The sequence below is a fragment of the Aquisalinus flavus genome (assembly GCF_014640095.1).
GTDB classification, from domain to species: Bacteria; Pseudomonadota; Alphaproteobacteria; order Caulobacterales; family Parvularculaceae; genus Aquisalinus; species Aquisalinus flavus.
Genome location: NZ_BMGH01000002.1, coordinates 115,745 through 134,493, shown reverse-complemented (window position 1 = coordinate 134,493; position 18,749 = coordinate 115,745). Strand labels below are relative to the sequence as shown.

16 protein-coding genes and 1 tRNA gene are annotated in these 18,749 nt (G+C 62.0%); 7 read left to right on the top strand and 10 right to left on the bottom strand.

What is annotated here, in order from left to right:
* Positions 1-124: 124 nt before the first annotated feature.
* Positions 125-889 carry an alpha/beta hydrolase gene (locus IEV88_RS15160; RefSeq protein WP_188160584.1) on the bottom strand — a complete coding sequence of 255 codons (765 nt, stop codon included), beginning with the start codon at positions 887-889 and terminating at the stop codon, positions 125-127.
* Between the two features lie 128 nt (positions 890-1,017).
* On the opposite strand from IEV88_RS15160, the gene IEV88_RS15155 reads away from it, so the two are divergent.
* The 3 genes from IEV88_RS15155 to infC all read left to right on the top strand — a co-directional run bounded on the left by IEV88_RS15155 (position 1,018) and on the right by infC (position 4,033).
* Positions 1,018-2,229: a glycosyltransferase family 4 protein gene (locus IEV88_RS15155; protein ID WP_206711395.1), complete on the top strand. Its 1,212-nt coding sequence runs from the start codon at positions 1,018-1,020 to the stop codon at positions 2,227-2,229.
* Between the two features lie 43 nt (positions 2,230-2,272).
* Positions 2,273-3,292 carry a glycosyltransferase family 9 protein gene (locus IEV88_RS15150; protein WP_188160585.1) on the top strand — a complete coding sequence of 340 codons (1,020 nt, stop codon included), beginning with the start codon at positions 2,273-2,275 and terminating at the stop codon, positions 3,290-3,292.
* A 216-nt stretch (positions 3,293-3,508) separates the two neighbouring features.
* Complete coding sequence (gene infC, locus IEV88_RS15145; RefSeq protein ID WP_188160586.1) at positions 3,509-4,033, top strand: translation initiation factor IF-3; 525 nt, start codon at positions 3,509-3,511, stop codon at positions 4,031-4,033.
* Positions 4,034-4,110: 77 nt separating this feature from the next.
* Here infC and IEV88_RS15140 read toward each other — a convergent pair whose 3' ends face one another.
* The 3 genes from IEV88_RS15140 to IEV88_RS15130 form a co-directional block, all read right to left on the bottom strand.
* A complete protein-coding gene (locus IEV88_RS15140) occupies positions 4,111-4,569 on the bottom strand; it encodes a DUF4174 domain-containing protein (protein ID WP_188160587.1) in 459 nt (152 codons plus the stop codon).
* A 17-nt stretch (positions 4,570-4,586) separates the two neighbouring features.
* Positions 4,587-5,261, bottom strand: coding sequence for a DUF938 domain-containing protein (locus IEV88_RS15135; RefSeq protein WP_188160588.1), 675 nt, complete (start codon positions 5,259-5,261; stop codon positions 4,587-4,589).
* 70 nt (positions 5,262-5,331) lie between these two features.
* Positions 5,332-6,267, bottom strand: a complete 936-nt coding sequence (locus tag IEV88_RS15130) for a radical SAM protein (protein ID WP_188160589.1) — start codon at positions 6,265-6,267, stop codon at positions 5,332-5,334.
* A 160-nt stretch (positions 6,268-6,427) separates the two neighbouring features.
* Between IEV88_RS15130 and IEV88_RS15125 the strand changes: the two genes are divergently transcribed.
* Positions 6,428-6,501: transfer RNA gene (locus tag IEV88_RS15125), tRNA-Gly, on the top strand.
* Positions 6,502-6,598: 97 nt separating this feature from the next.
* On the opposite strand, the gene IEV88_RS15120 is transcribed toward IEV88_RS15125, so the two are convergent.
* The gene (locus IEV88_RS15120) at positions 6,599-7,117 is read right to left on the bottom strand and encodes a hypothetical protein (protein ID WP_188160590.1); all 519 of its coding nucleotides are present in this window, start codon (positions 7,115-7,117) and stop codon (positions 6,599-6,601) included.
* An 89-nt stretch (positions 7,118-7,206) separates the two neighbouring features.
* On the opposite strand from IEV88_RS15120, the gene IEV88_RS15115 reads away from it, so the two are divergent.
* Entirely contained in the window at positions 7,207-8,004 is a 798-nt protein-coding gene (locus IEV88_RS15115) for a polysaccharide lyase (RefSeq protein ID WP_188160591.1), read from the top strand.
* Positions 8,005-8,018: 14 nt separating this feature from the next.
* Here IEV88_RS15115 and IEV88_RS15110 read toward each other — a convergent pair whose 3' ends face one another.
* From IEV88_RS15110 to IEV88_RS15095, 4 genes are all read right to left on the bottom strand, one after another.
* Complete coding sequence (locus IEV88_RS15110) at positions 8,019-9,515, bottom strand: SpoVR family protein (RefSeq protein ID WP_188160592.1); 1,497 nt, start codon at positions 9,513-9,515, stop codon at positions 8,019-8,021.
* Positions 9,512-10,954, bottom strand: a complete 1,443-nt coding sequence (locus IEV88_RS15105) for a serine hydrolase domain-containing protein (protein WP_188160593.1) — start codon at positions 10,952-10,954, stop codon at positions 9,512-9,514. The genes IEV88_RS15110 and IEV88_RS15105 overlap by 4 nt, the downstream gene beginning before the upstream one ends.
* Positions 10,951-12,261, bottom strand: coding sequence for a YeaH/YhbH family protein (locus IEV88_RS15100; protein WP_188160594.1), 1,311 nt, complete (start codon positions 12,259-12,261; stop codon positions 10,951-10,953). Before IEV88_RS15100 ends, IEV88_RS15105 begins: the two co-directional genes overlap by 4 nt.
* Positions 12,262-12,343: 82 nt before the next feature.
* Positions 12,344-14,293 carry a PrkA family serine protein kinase gene (locus IEV88_RS15095; RefSeq protein WP_188160595.1) on the bottom strand — a complete coding sequence of 650 codons (1,950 nt, stop codon included), beginning with the start codon at positions 14,291-14,293 and terminating at the stop codon, positions 12,344-12,346.
* Positions 14,294-14,863: 570 nt separating this feature from the next.
* Between IEV88_RS15095 and IEV88_RS15090 the strand changes: the two genes are divergently transcribed.
* Both IEV88_RS15090 and IEV88_RS15085 read left to right on the top strand, forming a co-directional pair.
* A complete protein-coding gene (locus IEV88_RS15090) occupies positions 14,864-15,505 on the top strand; it encodes a peroxiredoxin (RefSeq protein ID WP_188160596.1) in 642 nt (213 codons plus the stop codon).
* A 136-nt stretch (positions 15,506-15,641) separates the two neighbouring features.
* Entirely contained in the window at positions 15,642-17,801 is a 2,160-nt protein-coding gene (locus IEV88_RS15085) for a tetratricopeptide repeat protein (protein ID WP_188160597.1), read from the top strand.
* On the opposite strand, the gene IEV88_RS15080 is transcribed toward IEV88_RS15085, so the two are convergent.
* A complete protein-coding gene (locus IEV88_RS15080; RefSeq protein WP_188160598.1) occupies positions 17,798-18,718 on the bottom strand; it encodes a DMT family transporter in 921 nt (306 codons plus the stop codon). The two genes, IEV88_RS15085 and IEV88_RS15080, sit on opposite strands and share 4 nt — an antisense overlap.
* Positions 18,719-18,749 lie beyond the last annotated feature (31 nt).

Sequence of the window (18,749 nt, the reverse complement as noted above, 5' to 3'; positions counted from 1 at the left end):
TGGCGCTTCAATTACGGGCCGCCCGATCAGCTCTTGAAAACCCTCCGGAAATGGCTCAAACCATACGCAAGATCATCAAAGTCCTAGGTCAGCCCCTTGAAATATAATTAAGAAAATCGAGTTTTTAAACAGTGAAAGTAATTTTTGACAATGCTTCCAGCGCTTCGGCGAGCAGGTCCAGGTCGTCCGGCGTTGACAGGCGGTGATCGCCTTTCTTGATCAGGGTCAGGATGACATTGTCCGTGCTGATATGCTCGGCGAGGCGCACCGCGTGTCGCCATGGTACGGTGTCGTCTTCCATGCCCTGGAGGATGCGCACCGGCACGTCGATATCGAGCGGGTCCGACAGGACACGATTGGCCTCGCCATCCTCGATCAGCTTTCTGGTATAGATCATGACGCTGTCATCATAGGCGGACGGGATTTCGACCCGGCCGGCGCTCATCACCGTCTGGCGGGTGACCTCGTCCCAGCTTGGCCACATCAGCTCGGCGGTGAAATCCGGCGCTGGCGCAATCAGCAGCATGGCGGCGGTTTTCTCAGGCCGCCATCTGGCGAGCAGGCAGGCGACCCAGGCGCCCATGGATGAGCCGACGAGGATCTGCGGGCCGTCGGTCAGTTGATCCAGCACGGCGAGCGCGTCCTGCGCCCAGTCGCCAATGCCGCCCGCCTCGAAATCACCGCCGCTCTCGCCATGGCCGGCATAGTCGAAGCGGGTATAGGCGCGGCCATGACGGGCGGCCCAGTCGGCCAGGAAGGCGGCCTTGGTGCCGCGCATGTCGCTGGCATAGCCGCCGAGCCAGAGCACGCCCGGGCCTGTGCCGGCTTGCTGGCGGTAGGCGATATCGGGCTGGCCGTCGCGCTTGAGGAAGGAGGGTGTGTCTGTCATGCGGGCACGATAGGCGTATCCGCGGCATTGCGGAACCCGCGCCGGGCGGTGTTCGCTATCGCGGCGCTTGTGTTTTGCCGGGCCGGTTCCTATGGCTGTGGCATGATTGGTATTCAAAGAGAGATCGTGTGAACGCCGGGCTGGAGGGCAGGACGATCCTGCAGGTCATTCCCGAACTGGAAACAGGCGGGGCGGAGCGCACGACTCTCGAAGTCGCCGAAGCGGTGATCGCCGTGGGCGGCAGGGCGCTGGTCGTCTCGCAGGGCGGGCCTATGGTCGCCGAACTGGAAGGCTTCGGCGCGCGTCATATCGAGATGCCGGTGGCCTCCAAGAACCCGCTGGTGCTGCATCAGAACCGTGTGCGGCTGGAAAAGCTGATCCGGGCCGAGGGCGTGGCCCTCGTTCATGCGCGCTCGCGGGCGCCGGCGTGGAGCGCTCACGCGGCCGCGCGGGCCGCAGGCGTGCCGTTCATCACCACCTATCACGGCATCTATCGCGCCAGATCGGGGCTGAAGCGGGCCTATAACGCGATCATGGCGCGGGGCGATTATGTCATCGCCAATTCACACCATACCGCCGCGGCGGTGCTTGCCGAACACAGCCCCAGGCCATTGGCCGACCCGTCGCGTCTCATCGTGATCCATCGCGGCGCCGACCTGCGGCGGTTTTCGCCCGACAAGGTGACGGTCGACCGGGTCGAGGCGATCGAGAAGGCGTGGGACGGCGGCAAGAAACTGAAAATCCTGTTGCCGGGGCGCCTGACCGAGTGGAAAGGGCAACACGACCTGATTGCAGCGGCGCAAATCTTGCGGGAGACTCGCCAAGCGGGCGATTTGCGGATAGTTTTGGCGGGCAGTGACCAGGGCCGGTCCGGTTATCGCGCCGCGCTGGAACAGGCGGTCGGCGCGGCGGGGCTGGAGCAGGTGATCCTGCTGCCCGGCAATTGCGACGACATGCCGGCGGCGCTGAGCTGGGCGGATCTGGTGATCTCCGCCTCGCGCCGGCCGGAAGCGTTCGGCCGGGTCGCGATCGAGGCGCAGGCGATGGCCCGCCCGGTCATCGCGACGGGCCATGGCGGGGCGATGGAGACGGTGGTCGAGGGGAAGACGGGCTGGCTCTATTCGCCGGGGGATGCGGCGGCGCTGGCCGAGAGGATCGCGGCGTTTGCCGCGCTGAGCGGGCCGGAACGGCAGGCGATCGGCGCGGCGGCGAGAGAGAATGCGGCGGAAAATTTCTCCGTTGCGCGGATGACGGAACGCACCTTGCAAGTCTACTGCCGGGCCTTGGGTCTGGGGGGCCTTGGATCTGGGGGGCTTGGGTGTGGGGACGCTGGGTCTTGATGTGCTGAAAACAGGCGACTGATTAGGGTTTTTGAGGGTTTTGATGGTGGCGAAGAATTCACGCATTCTCATTCTGAAGGGCACGGGGCTGAGCCAGTTCGTCGAGGCAGAACCCGCCTTTTCCGCCATCCGCGCGGCCCATGCCGGCCAGCCGGTCGATTTGCTGACGACCCATGAGTTCGGCCGCCTCGCCAAGGGTGCGCCCTATTTCGACCGGGTGCTCGCTGTCGGCCAGTTCAAGGACAAGGAGGCCAAGAAGACCTTCCTGACCCAGCTGAAACGCCAGGGCTATTCGCGCATCTACGATCTCGACGGCACGCCGATCTCCCAGGAAATCCGCCGCGCGCTGACCGGCTGGCGGGGCGCGCAATGGATCGGCCCGCGCCGGGTGATAAAGCAGACCCGTGACGGGCTGTCGCTGGCGCCATCCTTCGCGCCGTCGCAGATGCGCTCGATCCTCGCCGATGCCAGCATCGAGGTGCCGCAGCGCCTGCCGGACCTGTCCTGGGCGCTGAAGGGCCGCAAGGACGCCGCCAACATGAAGCCGTCGTGGTACGGCATTACCGGGCGCTATGCCTTGCTGCTGCCCTCGCGCGATCCCGACCAGCGCTGGCCGGCGGAGCATTATGCCGAAGTTGCCTCCGAACTCGTGCGCCGGGGCATCAGCCCGGTGCTGGTCGGCAATGCCGACATGAAGACTTTCGGCAATGAAGTCAGCCAGCTGATGGTCCGTAACGGGCCGGAGGGCGGGGCCCGGGCGCTGGTCGACCTGACCGACAAGACCGATCTTGCCCAGCTTGCGGCGCTCGCCAAGGATGCGGCCTTCTTCGTTTCCGGCGTGACCGAGGAACTGCACCTGATCCTCTCACTTGGCTGTCCCGGCGTCCTGCTCGTGTCGCGCCAGGATTACCAGCAGGCCGACATTCTGTATGGCCACAGGATCGTCAACCTGGTCGGGACGGAGGTGCCGCAGATCGAACCGGAGAGCGCGGTGATGATGCTGAAGGCGATGGGCCTGCTGCCGCGCGGCGAGAACACGCCGAAAGAAGCACGATTTGCCTGACCGGGGCCAGACCGGACCTGACGGATCAGCGCTGACCGCCGGGCTGTTTGCGATTGATTGCCGCCCGCGTCGGGCTTATATACTGTCTCGTTCAGACAATGAGCGTTCGCAAGTTCACGATCCGGGAACTTTCGACCGTTTGTTTTCTTTAATATCTGCAATGATAACAATTTGGCCGCAGCAACCGAAGGAGATAGCATTATCGCCCGCAGACCAATGAGCGCACAGCCCGTCAAACAGGATGGGCCGCGCGTCAATGAACAGATCCGTGTCCCCGAAGTCCTCGTCATCGACGACAATGGTGAAAAGCACGGACCCATCTCGACCGACGAGGCCAGGGATATGGCCGCCGCGGCCGGTCTCGATCTCGTAGAGGTCTCCCCGACAGCGAAGCCGCCGGTCTGCAAATTGCTCGACTACGGCAAGTTCAAATATCAGCAGCAGAAGAAAAAAGCTGAAGCCAAGAAGAAGCAGAAGATCGTCGAGATCAAGGAAATCAAGATGCGTCCGAATATCGACGATCATGATTACGAGACCAAGGCGAAGGCGATGCGCCGCTTCTTCGACGATGGCGACAAGGTCAAGGTGACGCTGCGCTTCCGCGGCCGGGAAATGGCCCACCAGGAACGTGGCATGGAATTGCTGAAACGCGTGCAGGAAGATTTCGAGGATATCGCCAAGATCGAGGCGCACCCGAAACTGGAAGGCCGTCAGATGATGATGGTCTTGGCCCCGCGCTAGGCCCTGCTGAACACAGACAATCTAAAAAGGCGGTCCGAGGGGACCGCCTTTTTTGTTGCTCAGTCGTCTTCTACTGGTCAGTCGTCGCCCAACTCGCGCCGGCGCATGGGCATGGAATCGATCAGCGGGAAGATGTCGTCTTCCCAGGATGGCGGCTCGGTCCAGCGACCCTTCTCGCCGCCATCCTTGCCGATGAGGATGGCGGTAAAACTGGCTTCCTCTACTCCGAACCGTTCTCGAAGACGTTCCGGTGTTTCAGCCAAGGCACCGCCAGAGCCGCCATCGACCCAGCTGCGGGTGCCATCCGGAGTCACCTCGATGAAGATGATATCGCGATCAATGAACCCGTCTGCCACTTCGTCCCGAAAGCCCATCTCGCAGAGCAGACACGCCGCATCCTTGCCGTCATGGAACATCAGGACGGGGCGGTGGCTCCAGCGATAATCATCAAGGGATTTCCTGTCTTGCGCCTTCGCGGTAGCTGCAAGTGCCAAGCTAACCGCCAGTCCGGCGATGAGATTCAGCAATGGTTTCATGTCTGCTCCCATGGCAATCAGCGGCGGGCAAAGATCACGGAGAGATTGTTGGCCGGCATCTCGATCACCGCCTCGAGCGACAGGTTGTGCCGGTCGGCGAGGGGGATGATCTCGAGGTCGAGGTCGCGCACGCCCCAGTACGGGTCGCGCGATTTAAGCGAGCGGTCGAAATCGAGATTGGAGGGGGCCGTATGGCCGTTGCGCCTGAACGGTCCGTAGAGGAACAGCTTGCCGCCAGAGGCGAGCTTGGCACCGGCCCCGGCGATGAGACCCTCCGCTGCCGCAAAGGGCGCGATGTGGATCATGTTGATCGACACGATGCCCGCGATGGGCCGCTCTATCTGTCGCCACCAGCCGGCTTGGGTCACATCGAGATCAAGGGCGGGGCGCAGATTGGCGAGCGCCTCGTGCCGGGCCCAGCCATTGACGGAGCGGCGCGAGGTCGCGTCGGGATCGCTCGGCTGCCAGATCAGGTCCGGCGCGGCTTTGAGGATTTCGACGGCGTGCTCGCCGGTGCCGGAGCCGATCTCGACGATCAGGCCTTCGTCGGGCATATGCCGCAGGAAGGCTTCACGGATCGCTTCGCGGTTGCGCGCGGCTGACGGGGAGAACAGGCGGTCTTCTTCGCCGGCGCGAGCCTCCAGCGCGATCTCGCGCCCGTCCTTGTCTCTTTGGTTGTCCGTATCCGTCATGATTATCCCTTTCCGCCCTTCGTGGGCCGCTACGCGGCCACCTCAGGGTGAGGAGAGTCTTGAATATGCCTCATCCCGAACAGTTGCCGCCGCCGAGGACGCAGAACGTGGCGCAATGACGGTGGTTGAGCTTGACCGGGCGCGAGGCTTGTTCCAGCGTCGCGCCGAGATTGAATTCGGGCGCATAGGCAAGCAGCGTGCAGGCCTGCACGGCGGGACGCTCTGCGCCCTTGTGCCTGACGACCATGCGCGAGGAGGAACACATCACGCTGTCAGGGTTCTTGTTCAGGATGCTCCAGCAGTCGGTGGTGATCTCCGGCGGGTCACCGCCATCGTCCATCTCGGGAAACAGCACGAGCCGGGCCCGATCGTTGACATCGATATCGACGCCGAGGCGCTCGAACAGGGCGCGATAGCCGGCGCGCTCTTCTTCCTCCGGCTCACCCCACATGGTCCGGCCCGCCGCGGCGAGGCGGAAGCCGTGGCTGGCGAGCCAGGCCATGCCGTCAAGGGTCGGCTGGAAGGTGCCCGGGCCGCGCTCCTCCTCATGGCATTCCTTCGTATAGTGATCAATGGAGATGCGCAGGGTCAGCCGGCTGCCGAAGCGGCGCTGCAGGTCAAGCAGGCCCGCCTGCACGCGCGGGCGCATCATCGGTTTCATCGCATTGGTGAGCACGAGCAGCTCGAAGCCGCGCTCCAGCGCCATCTCGCAGATGCGGATGATATCCGGGTTCATGAACGGCTCGCCGCCGGTAATGCCGATCTCGCGCGTGCCGAAATCGAGCGCCTCGTCGAGGAACGGCTCGCAGTCGGCTGCCGTCAGATAGACCAGCCGGTCGTTTTTCGGCGAGGACTCGATATAGCAATTGGCGCATTCGATATTGCACAGCGTACCGGTGTTCAGCCATAGCGTCTCCAACTGACGCAGGGCGACGCTCGCCCGCGTCTCGCCCCTGGCGGTGACGTCGGGGTGGGAAAATTTCTCGTGTGTCAGTCCGTCTGGCATCGGGAGAGACTTACAGCGTGTGGGCGCAAAGCCAAGGGCAAATGCGGCCTCTCGCGCGATGGTGAAACGCTGGCAGAGCGCGTTTGGCGTCGGTGAATTCCCTCTTTTCATCATCCCGGCAGGCCGCTATAGAGGGTGACCCGGCATCAGCCGACGTGCAGCGGGTGTGGTGAAAAGGTATCACGCGAGCTTCCCAAGCTTAAGTTACGGGTTCGATTCCCGTCACCCGCTCCATTCGTAGCTGGTCTGCCTCCTTTCAATCAAAGCGGCAGATCAAAAGCACCAGTGACGCTTTTGAAAGCGGAGAATGCCCCGGCAGGGGCTTCGTTTCTCAGCTGTCATTACGTACCTGCAGCGAGTGCACGGCGATGCGGCCGGTCTCGCGCAAGGCGTCGCTTGCCTCGCCGGCCGCAGTGAAACGGGCGGTGACGAGGCGCTGCGGGCCGGCATGGATCAGCTTCAGGGCAACCCACTGGCCGTCATGGTCGCGGGCCTCGACATACCAGCTGTCATCCCTGCGGGTCTGCGTCAGGATTTCCGACAGGCTGTCGCTTGCCCGCGCGATCTGCTCATCGAAGGTCAGGCCGAGAGCATTGTTGGTGCCGAAGACGCGCAGGGTCGAGCCCTCGGGCCCGTCAAGCACGCGGCCGTCATTGTTCTGGGGCGCATCCTGCAGGGTGAAGCGGCTGCCCGCATAACCGATCAGGAAACCGAACCGCTCGTTCTCATATTCCGTATACCCGTTGGTTGCGACGCCTTCGGCGAGGACCGAATTGTCGGCACTGTCCTGACCGCAGGCGGACAGGGCGAGAGCAGCCGATATCAGCGTGATTGAAAAGTACTGTTTCATACAGGGCAAACGGCGCCCGTATTGCCTTGGTTCCGCAAACAGGCGCTATGGGTTAGGGTTGGCCATCGCGTTTACGGGAAAGGCAGATCATGGACGGTTTCGGGATGGGTGTGCTGTCACTGGTGTCGGCAGGCGCGGCAATGGCGGCAGACCCGGTGGCAGATTGTGCTGCACCGGTCTTGCTGGAGGACATGGAGGCGGATACGCCGTTGCGCCGGGCTCTTGAAAGGCATCCCCTGCTGACGGTGGCGAAGAACGCCGATGGCGGGCACGCGCTTGCCGCCAGCTATGTCGGCAGCGAAAAGGGCAGTGAACGGATCGTCGTAAGACATGACCTGCCGCTGGCGGGCACGGACTTTACCTTGCGCTACGATGTCTGGCTGCCGGACAGCTTCCAGTTCGTCAGGGGCGGGAAAATGCACGGGCTGGGCCCCGACCGCCCCGTGACGGGCGGCGACCCGATACGGGCCGATGGCTGGTCATCGCGCGTGATGTGGCGGGCCGGCGGCGGGCCGGTCAATTATGTCTATCATCAGGGTCAGCCCGGCAAATATGGCGAGGATGGCGCGGCCCTGAGCGACGCGACGTTCACGCCCGGCACCTGGAACCGCGTGGCGCTGCATGTGGTGCTGAACGGGGAAGACGGCACGCCGGGGTCAAGCCGCGTCTATCTGAATGGGGATCTGGTCAATGAGCTGGGCGATGTGACGTACCGGACCGATTTTGGTGCGGCGACCGAGATCACGCAGTTCCTGTTCTCGACCTTTCATGGCGGCAATGACCCGAGCTGGGCACCGAAGGACGAAGACGGCAACTATGTCACGCTGGTGGCGCGGTATGACAATATCGCGGTGTATCCCGGCCTGTGCACCGGTGTGACAGGGTAATCTCTTGTCGCCCCTCAGGCCTCGACGTCGGCCAGATCGACCTTGTGGCCCCACAGCCGGGTCAGGTGGACCATGACCTGGTCCCTGGACTGTTTCGACAGGGTGCGGCCATTATAGACCGTGTGCTGCAGATGGAGAGTGCGGTCGCTGTCGAGGTCGGCGCCGACGACCTGGATGTTCGGGTCGTGTTCGCCGAGATCATACATCTTCGACAGGCGCTCGCGCAGGCGACGGAAGCCGCGCTCGTCATGGATCGCGTCGACGAGATAGTGGTTGTTCGATGCCTTGTCCTGCAGCGCGAAGAAGTGGAACTGGCGCATGACATTGGGTGAGAGATATTGCTGGATGAAGCTCTCGTCGCGGAAATTGGCCCAGGCGTCTTTCAGCACGGCGCGCCAGTCGCCCTTGCCGGCGATGTCGGGGAACCATTCGCGGTCTTCATGCGTGGGCGCGGTCGACATGCGCTTGATGTCTTCCATCATGGCAAAGCCGAGCGCATAGGGGTTGATGCCGGAATAGCGCTGGTCGTCGAATTCCGGCTGGAAGATGACCGACGAATGGGAGTGCAGGAATTCGAGCAGGGACCCGTCAGAGATTTTCCCCTGCTCATGCAGTTTGTGCATGATGTAATGGTGGACGAAGGTGGCGCAGCCCTCATTCATCACCTTGGTCTGTTTCTGCGGATAGAAATACTGGCCGATATTCCTCACGATACGGACCAGCTCGCGCTGCCACGGCATCAGGACGGGGCTTGCCTTCTCGATGAAATAGAGCAGGTTTTCCTCCGGCAGCTTGATATTGCGGACCTCCAGCTGGCGTTCCTCGACCTCGTGCTCGCTCTCATGGGTGCTCGGCAGGGTGCGCCAGAGATCGTTGAAGGTCTCGCGCTCATGCTCGGCCCGGGCGCGGATCTTCTCGATGCGCTCGGACTCCGATAGTTTCGGCGGGCGGTTATAGCGGAACACGCCCTGATCCATCAGCGAATGGGCGGCGTCGAGGATCGCCTCGACTTCCTCGATGCCGTATTCGTCCTCGCAGCGGGCGATATATTTCTTGGCGAAGTCGAGATAGGTAAGGATCGACGACGCATCCGTCCACTGACGGAACAAATAATTGTTCTTGAAGAAATGGTTGTGGCCGAAACAGGCATGGGCGATGACCAGCGTCTGCATGGTCATCGTGTTCTCTTCCATCAGATAGGCGATGCAGGGATCGGAATTGATCACGATCTCATAGGCAAGGCCGGTCCAGCCCTTTTGATACATCTGCTGGTCGCGGGCGAAATGCTTGCCGAAGGACCAGTGGCGATACATCAGCGGCATGCCGTGGGCGGAATAGGCATCGAGCATCTGTTCGGAGGTGATGATCTCGATCTGGTTGGGATAGACATCGAGCCCGAGATCGTTCAGCGCTACCTCCTCGCAGGCGTCATAGGCCTTTTTCAGGAGGTCGAAATTCCAGTCGGCATCCTGGAAGAGGAGGGTGTCGGATAGGGGAGAGGCGCTGGTCATGGTCTGACAGCCTTCGCTTGAGTGTATGAGTTTGTGCCGTCGTCTGCAATCCAGCCGGTCTCCGTCTGGCGGAAAGTCAGCTCCGCTCCATCATCGACATCGATGAACAGACCTTCGCCGAGATGCGCAAGGGTGAATGGCGCGCGACTGTTTCGGCCACGCAGACGATTGCCTTCCGGCGCGACGGAAAAAGCGAAACGCTCGTCGGCGGTCTCGTAAGTACCGGCGATCATTTCCAACAGGGCCGGCTCCGGATCAATTTCGGTTACCGTGCGCGAAGAGGCGGCGGGCCAGCCATAGACGGCAGCGGCAGAGCGCACAATCTCCTGATTGAACAGGGCCGATGAATCGCTGTTGCTCATGACGACGATGGCGTCATTGCGATCCGGCCAGGCGGCGAAGAAGGTCTTGTAGCCTTGCGTCGAGCCGCCTTGCTGCAGGCGGCGTTCACCCGTTTCTTCATCAAAGACAAGGCCGACGCCGATGCCATAATCCGGCGCTGCCTGGGTCAGCATGGCCTTGGCGACGGTGGGGCTGAGGCCTGTATCGGAGGCCCCTGCGGCTGCGCCCATCAGGGCGGCGGAAAATCGCGCATAATCCGCAGGCGTTGTCCACAGCCCGGCGGCGGCCTGCTCAGGATAAACATGCCAGCCACCATCAACTGGCACGCCCGCCACCCTGTTGCCGGATGCCACATCGTGGGCTACCAGAAAATCGGCTGACAAGGGCTGCTCATAGGTCGAGCTGTTCATGCGTAGGGGTTTGAAGACATATTTTTCCGCCAGCAGAGAAAAGGGCTCGCCGGTCACATCCTCGATCATCAGCTGGGCGATCTGATAGCCGCCGCCGGAATAGGCGAAATTGCCCTCCGGGTTCGCCTCTATCGTCACGCCTTGCGTGTTGGTTCGGTCAGAGCCAGTGACGATTTCGACCGTACCCGGCAATTCGCTTCCAGACGCATAGCCGGGATACCCGCTGACGCTGGCCCCGGCAGTGTGGGAGAGGAGGGCGGCCAGCGTCGTCACAGTCCCGGCAGGGCGGATCGCATCGAGGTCGATTCTGGAAAGGTAGGGCGCGATATCCTCGTCGAAGGCGACGCCGTGGGCCATGGCCGCGGACAGGATCGCGGCGGTCGACACCGCCTTGCACAGGGAGGCTGCCTGATAGACAGTTTGTGCACTGACACCTTCGCCCCACACCCCGGTCCAGGCAACTTTTCCATCGCGGATCACCGCGAGGGACGTTGTTGGCACGCCATAATGGGTACGTCGCTCAGCGAGGGTCGGCAGAGTGTTGCCAGTAAAGGTAACCGCGGGAATGATCTGTGCCTCGATCTGGTCGCGCGTGCTGGCCGGGTCTTCATTTGCCGCCGCGGTCCCGCAGGTCATGAACAGGGCAGCAGCGGCAAGACCGGTAAAACGCAACAGGGAAAGTCTCACGCCGCCCCCCTGTCCTTGCCGAAAAGTTCGCGGAAGACCGGGAAGATGTCGGACGGTTTGGCGATGCGGGTCTGGGCGAAGCGCTTGTCCCTGATCGAGCGATAGGCGCGCCACAGCTCCGCGCCGGCGTCGGGGTCGGCGAAGACGCCCATCTCTCGCTCGTCGAGGATCTCGATATAGGCATAGTACTGAAGCACGGGCAGCAGTTCCTCGTTCAGGATCTGCACGCAGCGGCGGGCATCGCCGCTTTGCGTGTAGCCGTCACTGGCCTGCGCGACATAGAGGTTCCACTCATCGGTCGGATAGCGCTCCTTCTGGATGCGCTGCATTTCCTCGATCGCGGTCGAGACGATGGTGCCGCCGGACTGGCGCGAGTAGAAGAAGGTCTCCTCGTCGACTTCCTCGGCATGATGGGTGTGGCGGATGAACACGACCTCGACCTTTTCATAGCGCCGCTGCAGGAACAGGTAGAGCAGCATGTAGAAGCGCTTGGCGAGGTCCTTCTCGCGCTCACCCATGGAACCGGAGACGTCCATCAGACAGAACATGACGGCGGCGGTGGTCTGCACCGGACTTGGCTCGAAGGCGTTGAAGCGCACGTCGAGCGGGTCGATATAGGGGGCCCAGCGGCGGCGCGCCTCGAGCTGTTCGAGCTCGGCGAGGACCGCCTTCTTTTCCGCGATCTGGTCTTCATTCGGCTGGGCGATCCGCTCCAGCGTGAACAGGCGCTCCTTCAGCTCGTTGATGATGCCGGTCGAGGGCCGCTTCAGGGCGAGGCGGCGGCCATGGGCATTCTTCATCGTGCGGATGATGTTCATATTGGTCGGCGAGCCGGAATTGGTCACGCCGGCGCGCTTCAGCTTGTAGCTCTTGATTTCCTTCAGGGAGGTCTTGACGAGGTTGGGCAGTTCCAGGTCCTCGAAGAAGATGTCGAGGAATTCGTCGCGGGTGAGGGTGAAGGAGAAATCGTCTTCGCCCTCGCCGGAGTCCGACGCGTCCCTGCCGCCGCCGCCCTGGCCGCCCTGGGGCTTCTTGATGCGGTCGCCCTCGGAGAATTCCTTGTTGCCGGGATGGACATGGCCGCGCGCACCGCGCTGGCGGTCATGGGACAGGCGCGGTTCCGCCGTCGACTTGGTGCCGATGGAGATCTTGCCCGACGAGTCGAGATCCTTGACCGAGCGGTCGCGCAGCGACTTGTTCACCGCTTCCTTGATTTGCGCCTTGGCACGCCTGAGAAAGCGCTGGCGGTTGCCGAGCGACTTGCCCTTCGGGTTCTTGCGGCGGTCGATGAAGTGGTACTGGTTCATAACTGTTCAGTGTGAATGGTGAGTGGTGATTGGTGAATGGAAAAAACCGCCATTCACCAATCACCATTTCACCATTTACCGATCATCCTGCCTTGTTGACGCGCATATACCACTCGACGAGGCGGCGGACCTGGCGCGGCGTGTAACCGCGATCGGCCATGCGCTCGACAAAGTCGTGATGCTTCTTCTCGGTGTCGGAATCCTTCTTGGAGTCGAAGGAGATGACCGGCAGGAGGTCCTCGACCTGCGTGAACATGCGCCGTTCGATGACGTTGCGCAGTTTCTCGTAGGACGTCCAGCGCGGGTTGTTGCCTTCGTTTGCGGCCCTTGCCCGAAGGGCGAATTTCACCACCTCGTTGCGGAAATCCTTGGGGTTGGCGATGCCCGCCGGTTTCTCGATCTTGGACAATTCCTGGTCGAGTGTGCCGCGGTCGAGCAGCTGGCCGGTATCCGGGTCCTTGAAGTCCTGGTCCTCGATCCAGGCATCGGCATAGGCGATATAGCGGTCGAACAGGTTCTGTCCGTATTCGCCATAGCTCTCCAGATAGGCTTTCTGGATTTCCTTGCCGATGAAGTCGGCATAGCGCGGGCTAAGCTCCGACTTGATGAAATCGAGATATTGCTTCTCGGTCTCGTCGGGGAATTGCTCGCGCTTGATCGCGTTTTCCAGCACATACATCATGTGCACCGGATCGGCGGAGACTTCCTCGGTGTCGAAGTTGAAGGTCTCCGACAGCACCTTGAAGGCGAAGCGGGTGGAGATGCCGTCCATGCCCTCGTTGACGCCGGCGGCGTCGCGATATTCCTGGTGGGATTTCGCCTTGGGGTCTGTGTCCTTCAGCTTGTCGCCGTCATAGACGCGCATCTTGGAGACGCGGTTGGAATTCTCGTGCTCCTTCAGCCGGGTCAGGATCGAGAAGCGGGCAAGCATGGTCAGCGTTTCCGGCGCGCACGCCGCGTCCGACAGCTCCGAATGGGCGAGCAGTTTCTCGTAGATCTTGCTCTCCTCGGTGACGCGCAGGCAATAGGGCACCTTGATCACGCTGATGCGGTCGAGAAAGGCCTCGTTGTTCTTGTTGTTGCGGAAGACCTGCCACTCGCTTTCGTTGGAGTGGGCGAGGATCGTGCCCTGGAACGGGATCGGGCCGAGGCTCTCGGTGCCGATATAATTGCCCTCCTGCGTGGCGGTCAGCAGCGGGTGCAGCACCTTGATCGGCGCCTTGAACATCTCGACGAATTCCAGAAGGCCCTGATTGGCCATGCACAGGCCGCCGGAATAGGAATAGGCGTCGGTATCGTCCTGGCTGAAATGTTCCAGCTTGCGGATGTCGACCTTGCCGACCAGCGTCGAGATATCCTGGTTGTTCTCGTCACCCGGCTCGGTCTTGGCGATGCCGATCTGGCGCAACTTGGAAGGATAGACGCGCACGACCTCGAATTTGGAAATGTCACCGCCGAACTCGTCGAGGCGCTTGACCGCCCAGGGGCTCATCAGCCCGTGCAGGCGGCGCTTCTCGATACCGTATTTCTCTTCCAGAAGGTTCTTCAGATCGTCCGACTGGAAGATACCGAGCGGGCTTTCATAGACCGGAGAGATTTCATCGCCGGCTTTCAGCACATAGATCGGATATTCCTCCATCAGATCCTTCAGGCGTTCGGCGAGGGACGACTTGCCGCCGCCGACCGGGCCGAGGAGGTACAGGATCTGGCGCTTTTCCTCGAGGCCCTGCCCGGCATGGCGGAAATAGGAGACGATCCGCTCGATCGTGTCCTCCATGCCGTAAAAGCCCTCGAACGCCTTGTAGCGCTTGATCGTCCGGTTAAAGAATATCCGCGACAGGCGCGGGTCCTTGGAGGTGTCGACGAATTCGGGCTCGCCGATGGCGGCAATCATGCGCTCGGCCGGCCCGGCATACATCATCTTGTCGTCACGCGCTGCCAGCAGGTAATCCCGCAGCGACATGCTTTCCTGCCGGGTCCGCGCATAGCTGGAGGAATAGAGGTCAAAGATATCGAGATCGCTGTCAGTCATGGTTACACCTTTACGCTGCCCTGGAGTTTGAATCGTGATGGTGGAAGAAGGCATGAAAAAGGCGGCATGACCTGTGGTCAGCCGCCTCACCCGTTAGTGATGGATCGTGTCCGTCTGTATGCAGCGGATCATGCTCGTGACTGCCCCTGTCCCTTGCGGCTGCCTCGTCCGGCGCAGCGGCGCTGGAGGGCGCTACGGCGACTGGGGCGCGTGTGATGCTGTGGCAGATTATTTCATTCTCGAGCATGTTTATCGCGTCTCGCTCATCCTTTCGTCAGGCGGAAATCTGACGGTGCTGTCGGCAATCCGTACACAGCCCATCTATGCATATAGTATGCCCGATTTGACCGCCTTTGCGAGTGCATAATCGTCACACCGTGTCACCTTCTATGTGCGTGATAGTGTAACGTCATGATTATGTTGCGCTTTTCACACCCGATGTTTTTTTTGACAGGGCGCGTTTTATGCGTGCAATGCAGCAAAAAACTCTGCGGCGGGCGCTTGTGAGTCGCTGGCAGCCGCCTATGTGTAGTGCTAGTCAGGTCCCATCAGAACAAGAGGAGATGACCCATGACATTGCTACTCGGACAGACCGTTCCCGATTTCAACCAGGATTCCACCGACGGACCGATCCGCTTTCACGACTGGATCGGCGACTCATGGTGCGTGCTGTTCTCGCACCCGGCAGACTTCACGCCGGTGTGCACGACAGAGCTTGGCGAGGTCAGCCGGCTGAAGGAGGAATGGGCCAAGCGCAATGTGAAGGTCATCGCCCTGTCGGTCGATCCGGTCGAGGATCACAGGAAATGGGTCGGCGATATAGAGGAGACGCAGAACTGCAAGGTCTGGTACCCGATCCTCGCCGATGGCGATCACAAGGTCGCCGAGCTGTATGGCATGATCCATCCGGATGCGGCGGCCAACATCACCGTGCGCTCGGTCTATGTCATCGATCCGAACAAGAAGCTGCGCCTGACGCTGACCTATCCGCCGTCGACGGGCCGCGACTTCCGCGAAATCCTGCGCACCATCGACTCGCTGCAGCTGACCGATGGCTACAAGGTCGCAACGCCGGTCAACTGGCGCGATGGCGATGACGTGATCATCGTGCCGTCGCTGAAGGACGAGGACGAGATCAACCGCCTGTTCCCGAAAGGCTACACGACGATCAAGCCCTATCTGCGCGTGACCCCGCAGCCCAATAAAGACTGAGCCGAACCAGGACCAGGGGCGGCAATACGCAGCATCCGGACAGGGGCGGGGCATCGCGAAAGCGGGTCCCGCCTTTTATCATTCTCGTTGTTATCTGCCTCATTTCCCTTCATAATCCGGTGGAGGGAGCATCAAGTTGAGCAATCTGATTCAGGAGCTGCGGCGCAGGAACGTCTTCCGGGTGGCCGGTCTCTATGCCGTTGTTGGCTGGCTGCTGATCCAGCTGGGGATTGCACTTGAAACGACGCTGCTGCTGCCGGGCTGGTTCGATACCTTCATCACTGTCGCGGTGATCATTGGTTTTCCGCTGGCAATGATCGGCGCCTGGGCCTTCGAGATGACGCCGGAGGGGCTGAAGCCGACCCGCGCCGTCGATCCCGCGCAAAGTGTCGCAGACCGGACCGGCCGCAAGCTCGATTTCGTCATTCTCGGGGCGCTGGTGCTGCTGGTCGTGGTGATCATCGGCGACCGGGTCATGCCGTCAGCCGGCGGCAATGTCACGGCGCGCGTGCCGGGCATGGCGGATGCCGAGGCGTCCATCGCCGTGCTGCCCTTTGCCGATATGAGCCCGGATGGCGACCAGGTCTATTTTGCCGACGGCATTTCCGAGGAACTGCTCAATTCGCTGGCGCAGGTGCCGGGGCTGGCCGTGGCCGGGCGCACGTCTTCCTTCGCCTTCAAGGGCAAGGACCAGGATTTGCGCGAGATCGGCGAGGTTCTGTCGGTCGCCCATATCCTCGAAGGCTCTGTGCGCAAGCAGGGCAACCGGGTGCGCGTCACGGCCCAACTGATCCGTGCCGACAACGGCTTTCATCTGTGGTCCGAGACGTTCGATGGCGATCTCGATGACATTTTCGCGGTGCAGGACGAGATCGCCAACGCAATCCTCGCCGAGCTGACACCGCAATTGATGGGGGCAGAAAAACCCGTCTTGAGCGCGCCGCGCACTGATATCTCCGCCTACGATCTCTATCTGCTCGCCCAGCAGAAAGTCGCGCCGGGCACTATGGCGGGGTATGAAGAGGCGGCAGACGCGCTCGACAGGGCGCTGGAGATCGATCCAGACTATGTGCCGGCACTCGCATGGCGCGGCTATTACGAACTTATGCTGTCCGATGGAGACGGCGCGGCGGGCAATGTGCCGATCGAAACGGCGCTTGAAAACTCAGGCACGTGGACCGCAAAGGCGCTGGCGCTCGATCCGACGTCAGCCGATGCGCTGTTCGCCCGCGCCGGCTGGCTGTCCATGTCCTTCGATCCGGAAAAGCGCGCCCAGGCCGGGCGCTATTATGAGCTGGCGCTGGCCGAAAAGCCGAACTTCCCGCTTGCCAGAAATGATTATGCCTACTGGCTCTTTGAGAATGGCCGGGTGGAGGAGGCGCTTGAGCAGCTGAAGACGGCACTCGCCCATGACCCCGCGCAGGTCGATGCCAATACAAATCTCATTGCTGCCTATGCAGGAATGGGCATGATCGACGAAGCACGCACCCTGATCGAGCGCTGGGCCGACATCTCACCGGACAATCCTGCGCCTTATTCGTTTCGGGCAAGGATTGCAGAGGCCGACGGCGATCTGGCGGAAGGGTTGGCATTTCGGGAGCGCTCCCTCGATCTTGCGCCGGACGATCCGCGCATATTGCGTGAATATGCCTTCGGCCTGATCACCCTCGGTGAATTCCAGAAGGTGCTGGACCTCGATGTCGATGATTTCATCAAGATCAGGGCACTGACCCTGCAGGGGCGAAAGGAAGATGCTCTCGCCATGGCCCGCGCCCAGCTTGCCGCGCGCCCTGACGTGCCGCTGGTCCAGATCGACTTGATCCGCACCCTGTATGATGTCGGTAACTGGGGGGAGCTGGTGGCCTATTATGACAGCGATTTTGGCAGTGTCGAAGCCGTGGGCACGCGTTTCCCATTGCCGGGCTATGGCTGGTTTGCCGCGCCGCTTATGAGAGCCGAACATCCCGACGGCCCGGCGATGCTGGCGGCCTGGCAGGAACGCTATGAGCAGTTGATCGACGAAGGCCGCGACAATGCCGGCATGGATGTCCTTGCGTCCGGGCTGCGGATGCTGGAGGGCAATGAGACAGAGGCCCTGGACCTGCTGCGTCGGGCCATGGAACGTGGCGGCCGGAGCTTCGTCCCGCTCATCGACCCGATCTATGAGCCGGTGCGCGAGGCGCCTGCATTCAAGGCCATCGCAGGCGAGATGGAAGCCGCCATCAATGCCGAGCGTGAAAAGCTGGGGCTTGATCCCATCGACGCGCCTGTACCCTTCACCGATCCCGGTTTCTAGTCTTCTTTCATGCCCTGCATATGCTCGCGTACCATCAGCAGGACGCCGGCAAACACCAGGCCGAAGCCGGCGAGGTGCGCCCCGCGGAAGCTTTCATCCAGTAACAGGTAGGAGCCGACAAGCGCCGAGACCGGCATCACCGCCATGAAGCCGGCGGCGAGCGCGCCCGGGGCTTGCCGCACGCCAGTATACCAGATCACCGGGGCAAGACCGGCGGTTATCGCGCCCCAGAAGGCGAGCGCCGCCCAGTGGCCGGTATTGGCGCCGGAGACGGTCAGTCCGTCAGGGTCGAACAGCAGGGCGAGCAGCAAAAAGACCGGGATCGCCATGACGCTTGCCGCAAAGCTGATCGACAGGGCTGACAGCGCGTCGGAGACGGTCTTGGCGAGCAGCGTGTAGCCGGCCTCGAAACAGACTGCGGCGAAGACCAGCAACGAGCCCCAGACCATCGCCATGCCGCTCTCGCCGCTACCGCCATTGAAGATATTGATGGTAATGGCCCCGGCGACCGCAAGGGCGAGGGCGGTGCTCTTGGTCGCGTTGTAGCTTTCCTTCAGGAACAGGAAGGCCGCGAGCGCCGTGACTGCGGGGGTCATGCTCATCACCGTGGCACCGACCACGCCTGAGGCGAGGCGCATGCCGAACAGCATGGTGGCGGTGAAACCGACCATGCCGAACAGGGCGATGAAGGCCATGGCGCGCCAGTCGGAGGCGCTGGCTTTTTTCAGCTCGCCCAGGCGCGGGATGACAAAGGGCGCCAGCACCAGCGCGGCCAGCCCCATGCGCATCAGCGAAGCGGTGAACACCGGGAAGCCCTCGCCGACAATCTTTGACAGGGGCGTCGCCGAGCCGAACAGCGCCATGCCGGCGAAGAGCTGCAGGTAGAGAAGGGGACTGTTCTTGTTTTCTGAAGCCATGAGGGGCGAACAGCACGGGAGCGGTTCCGTT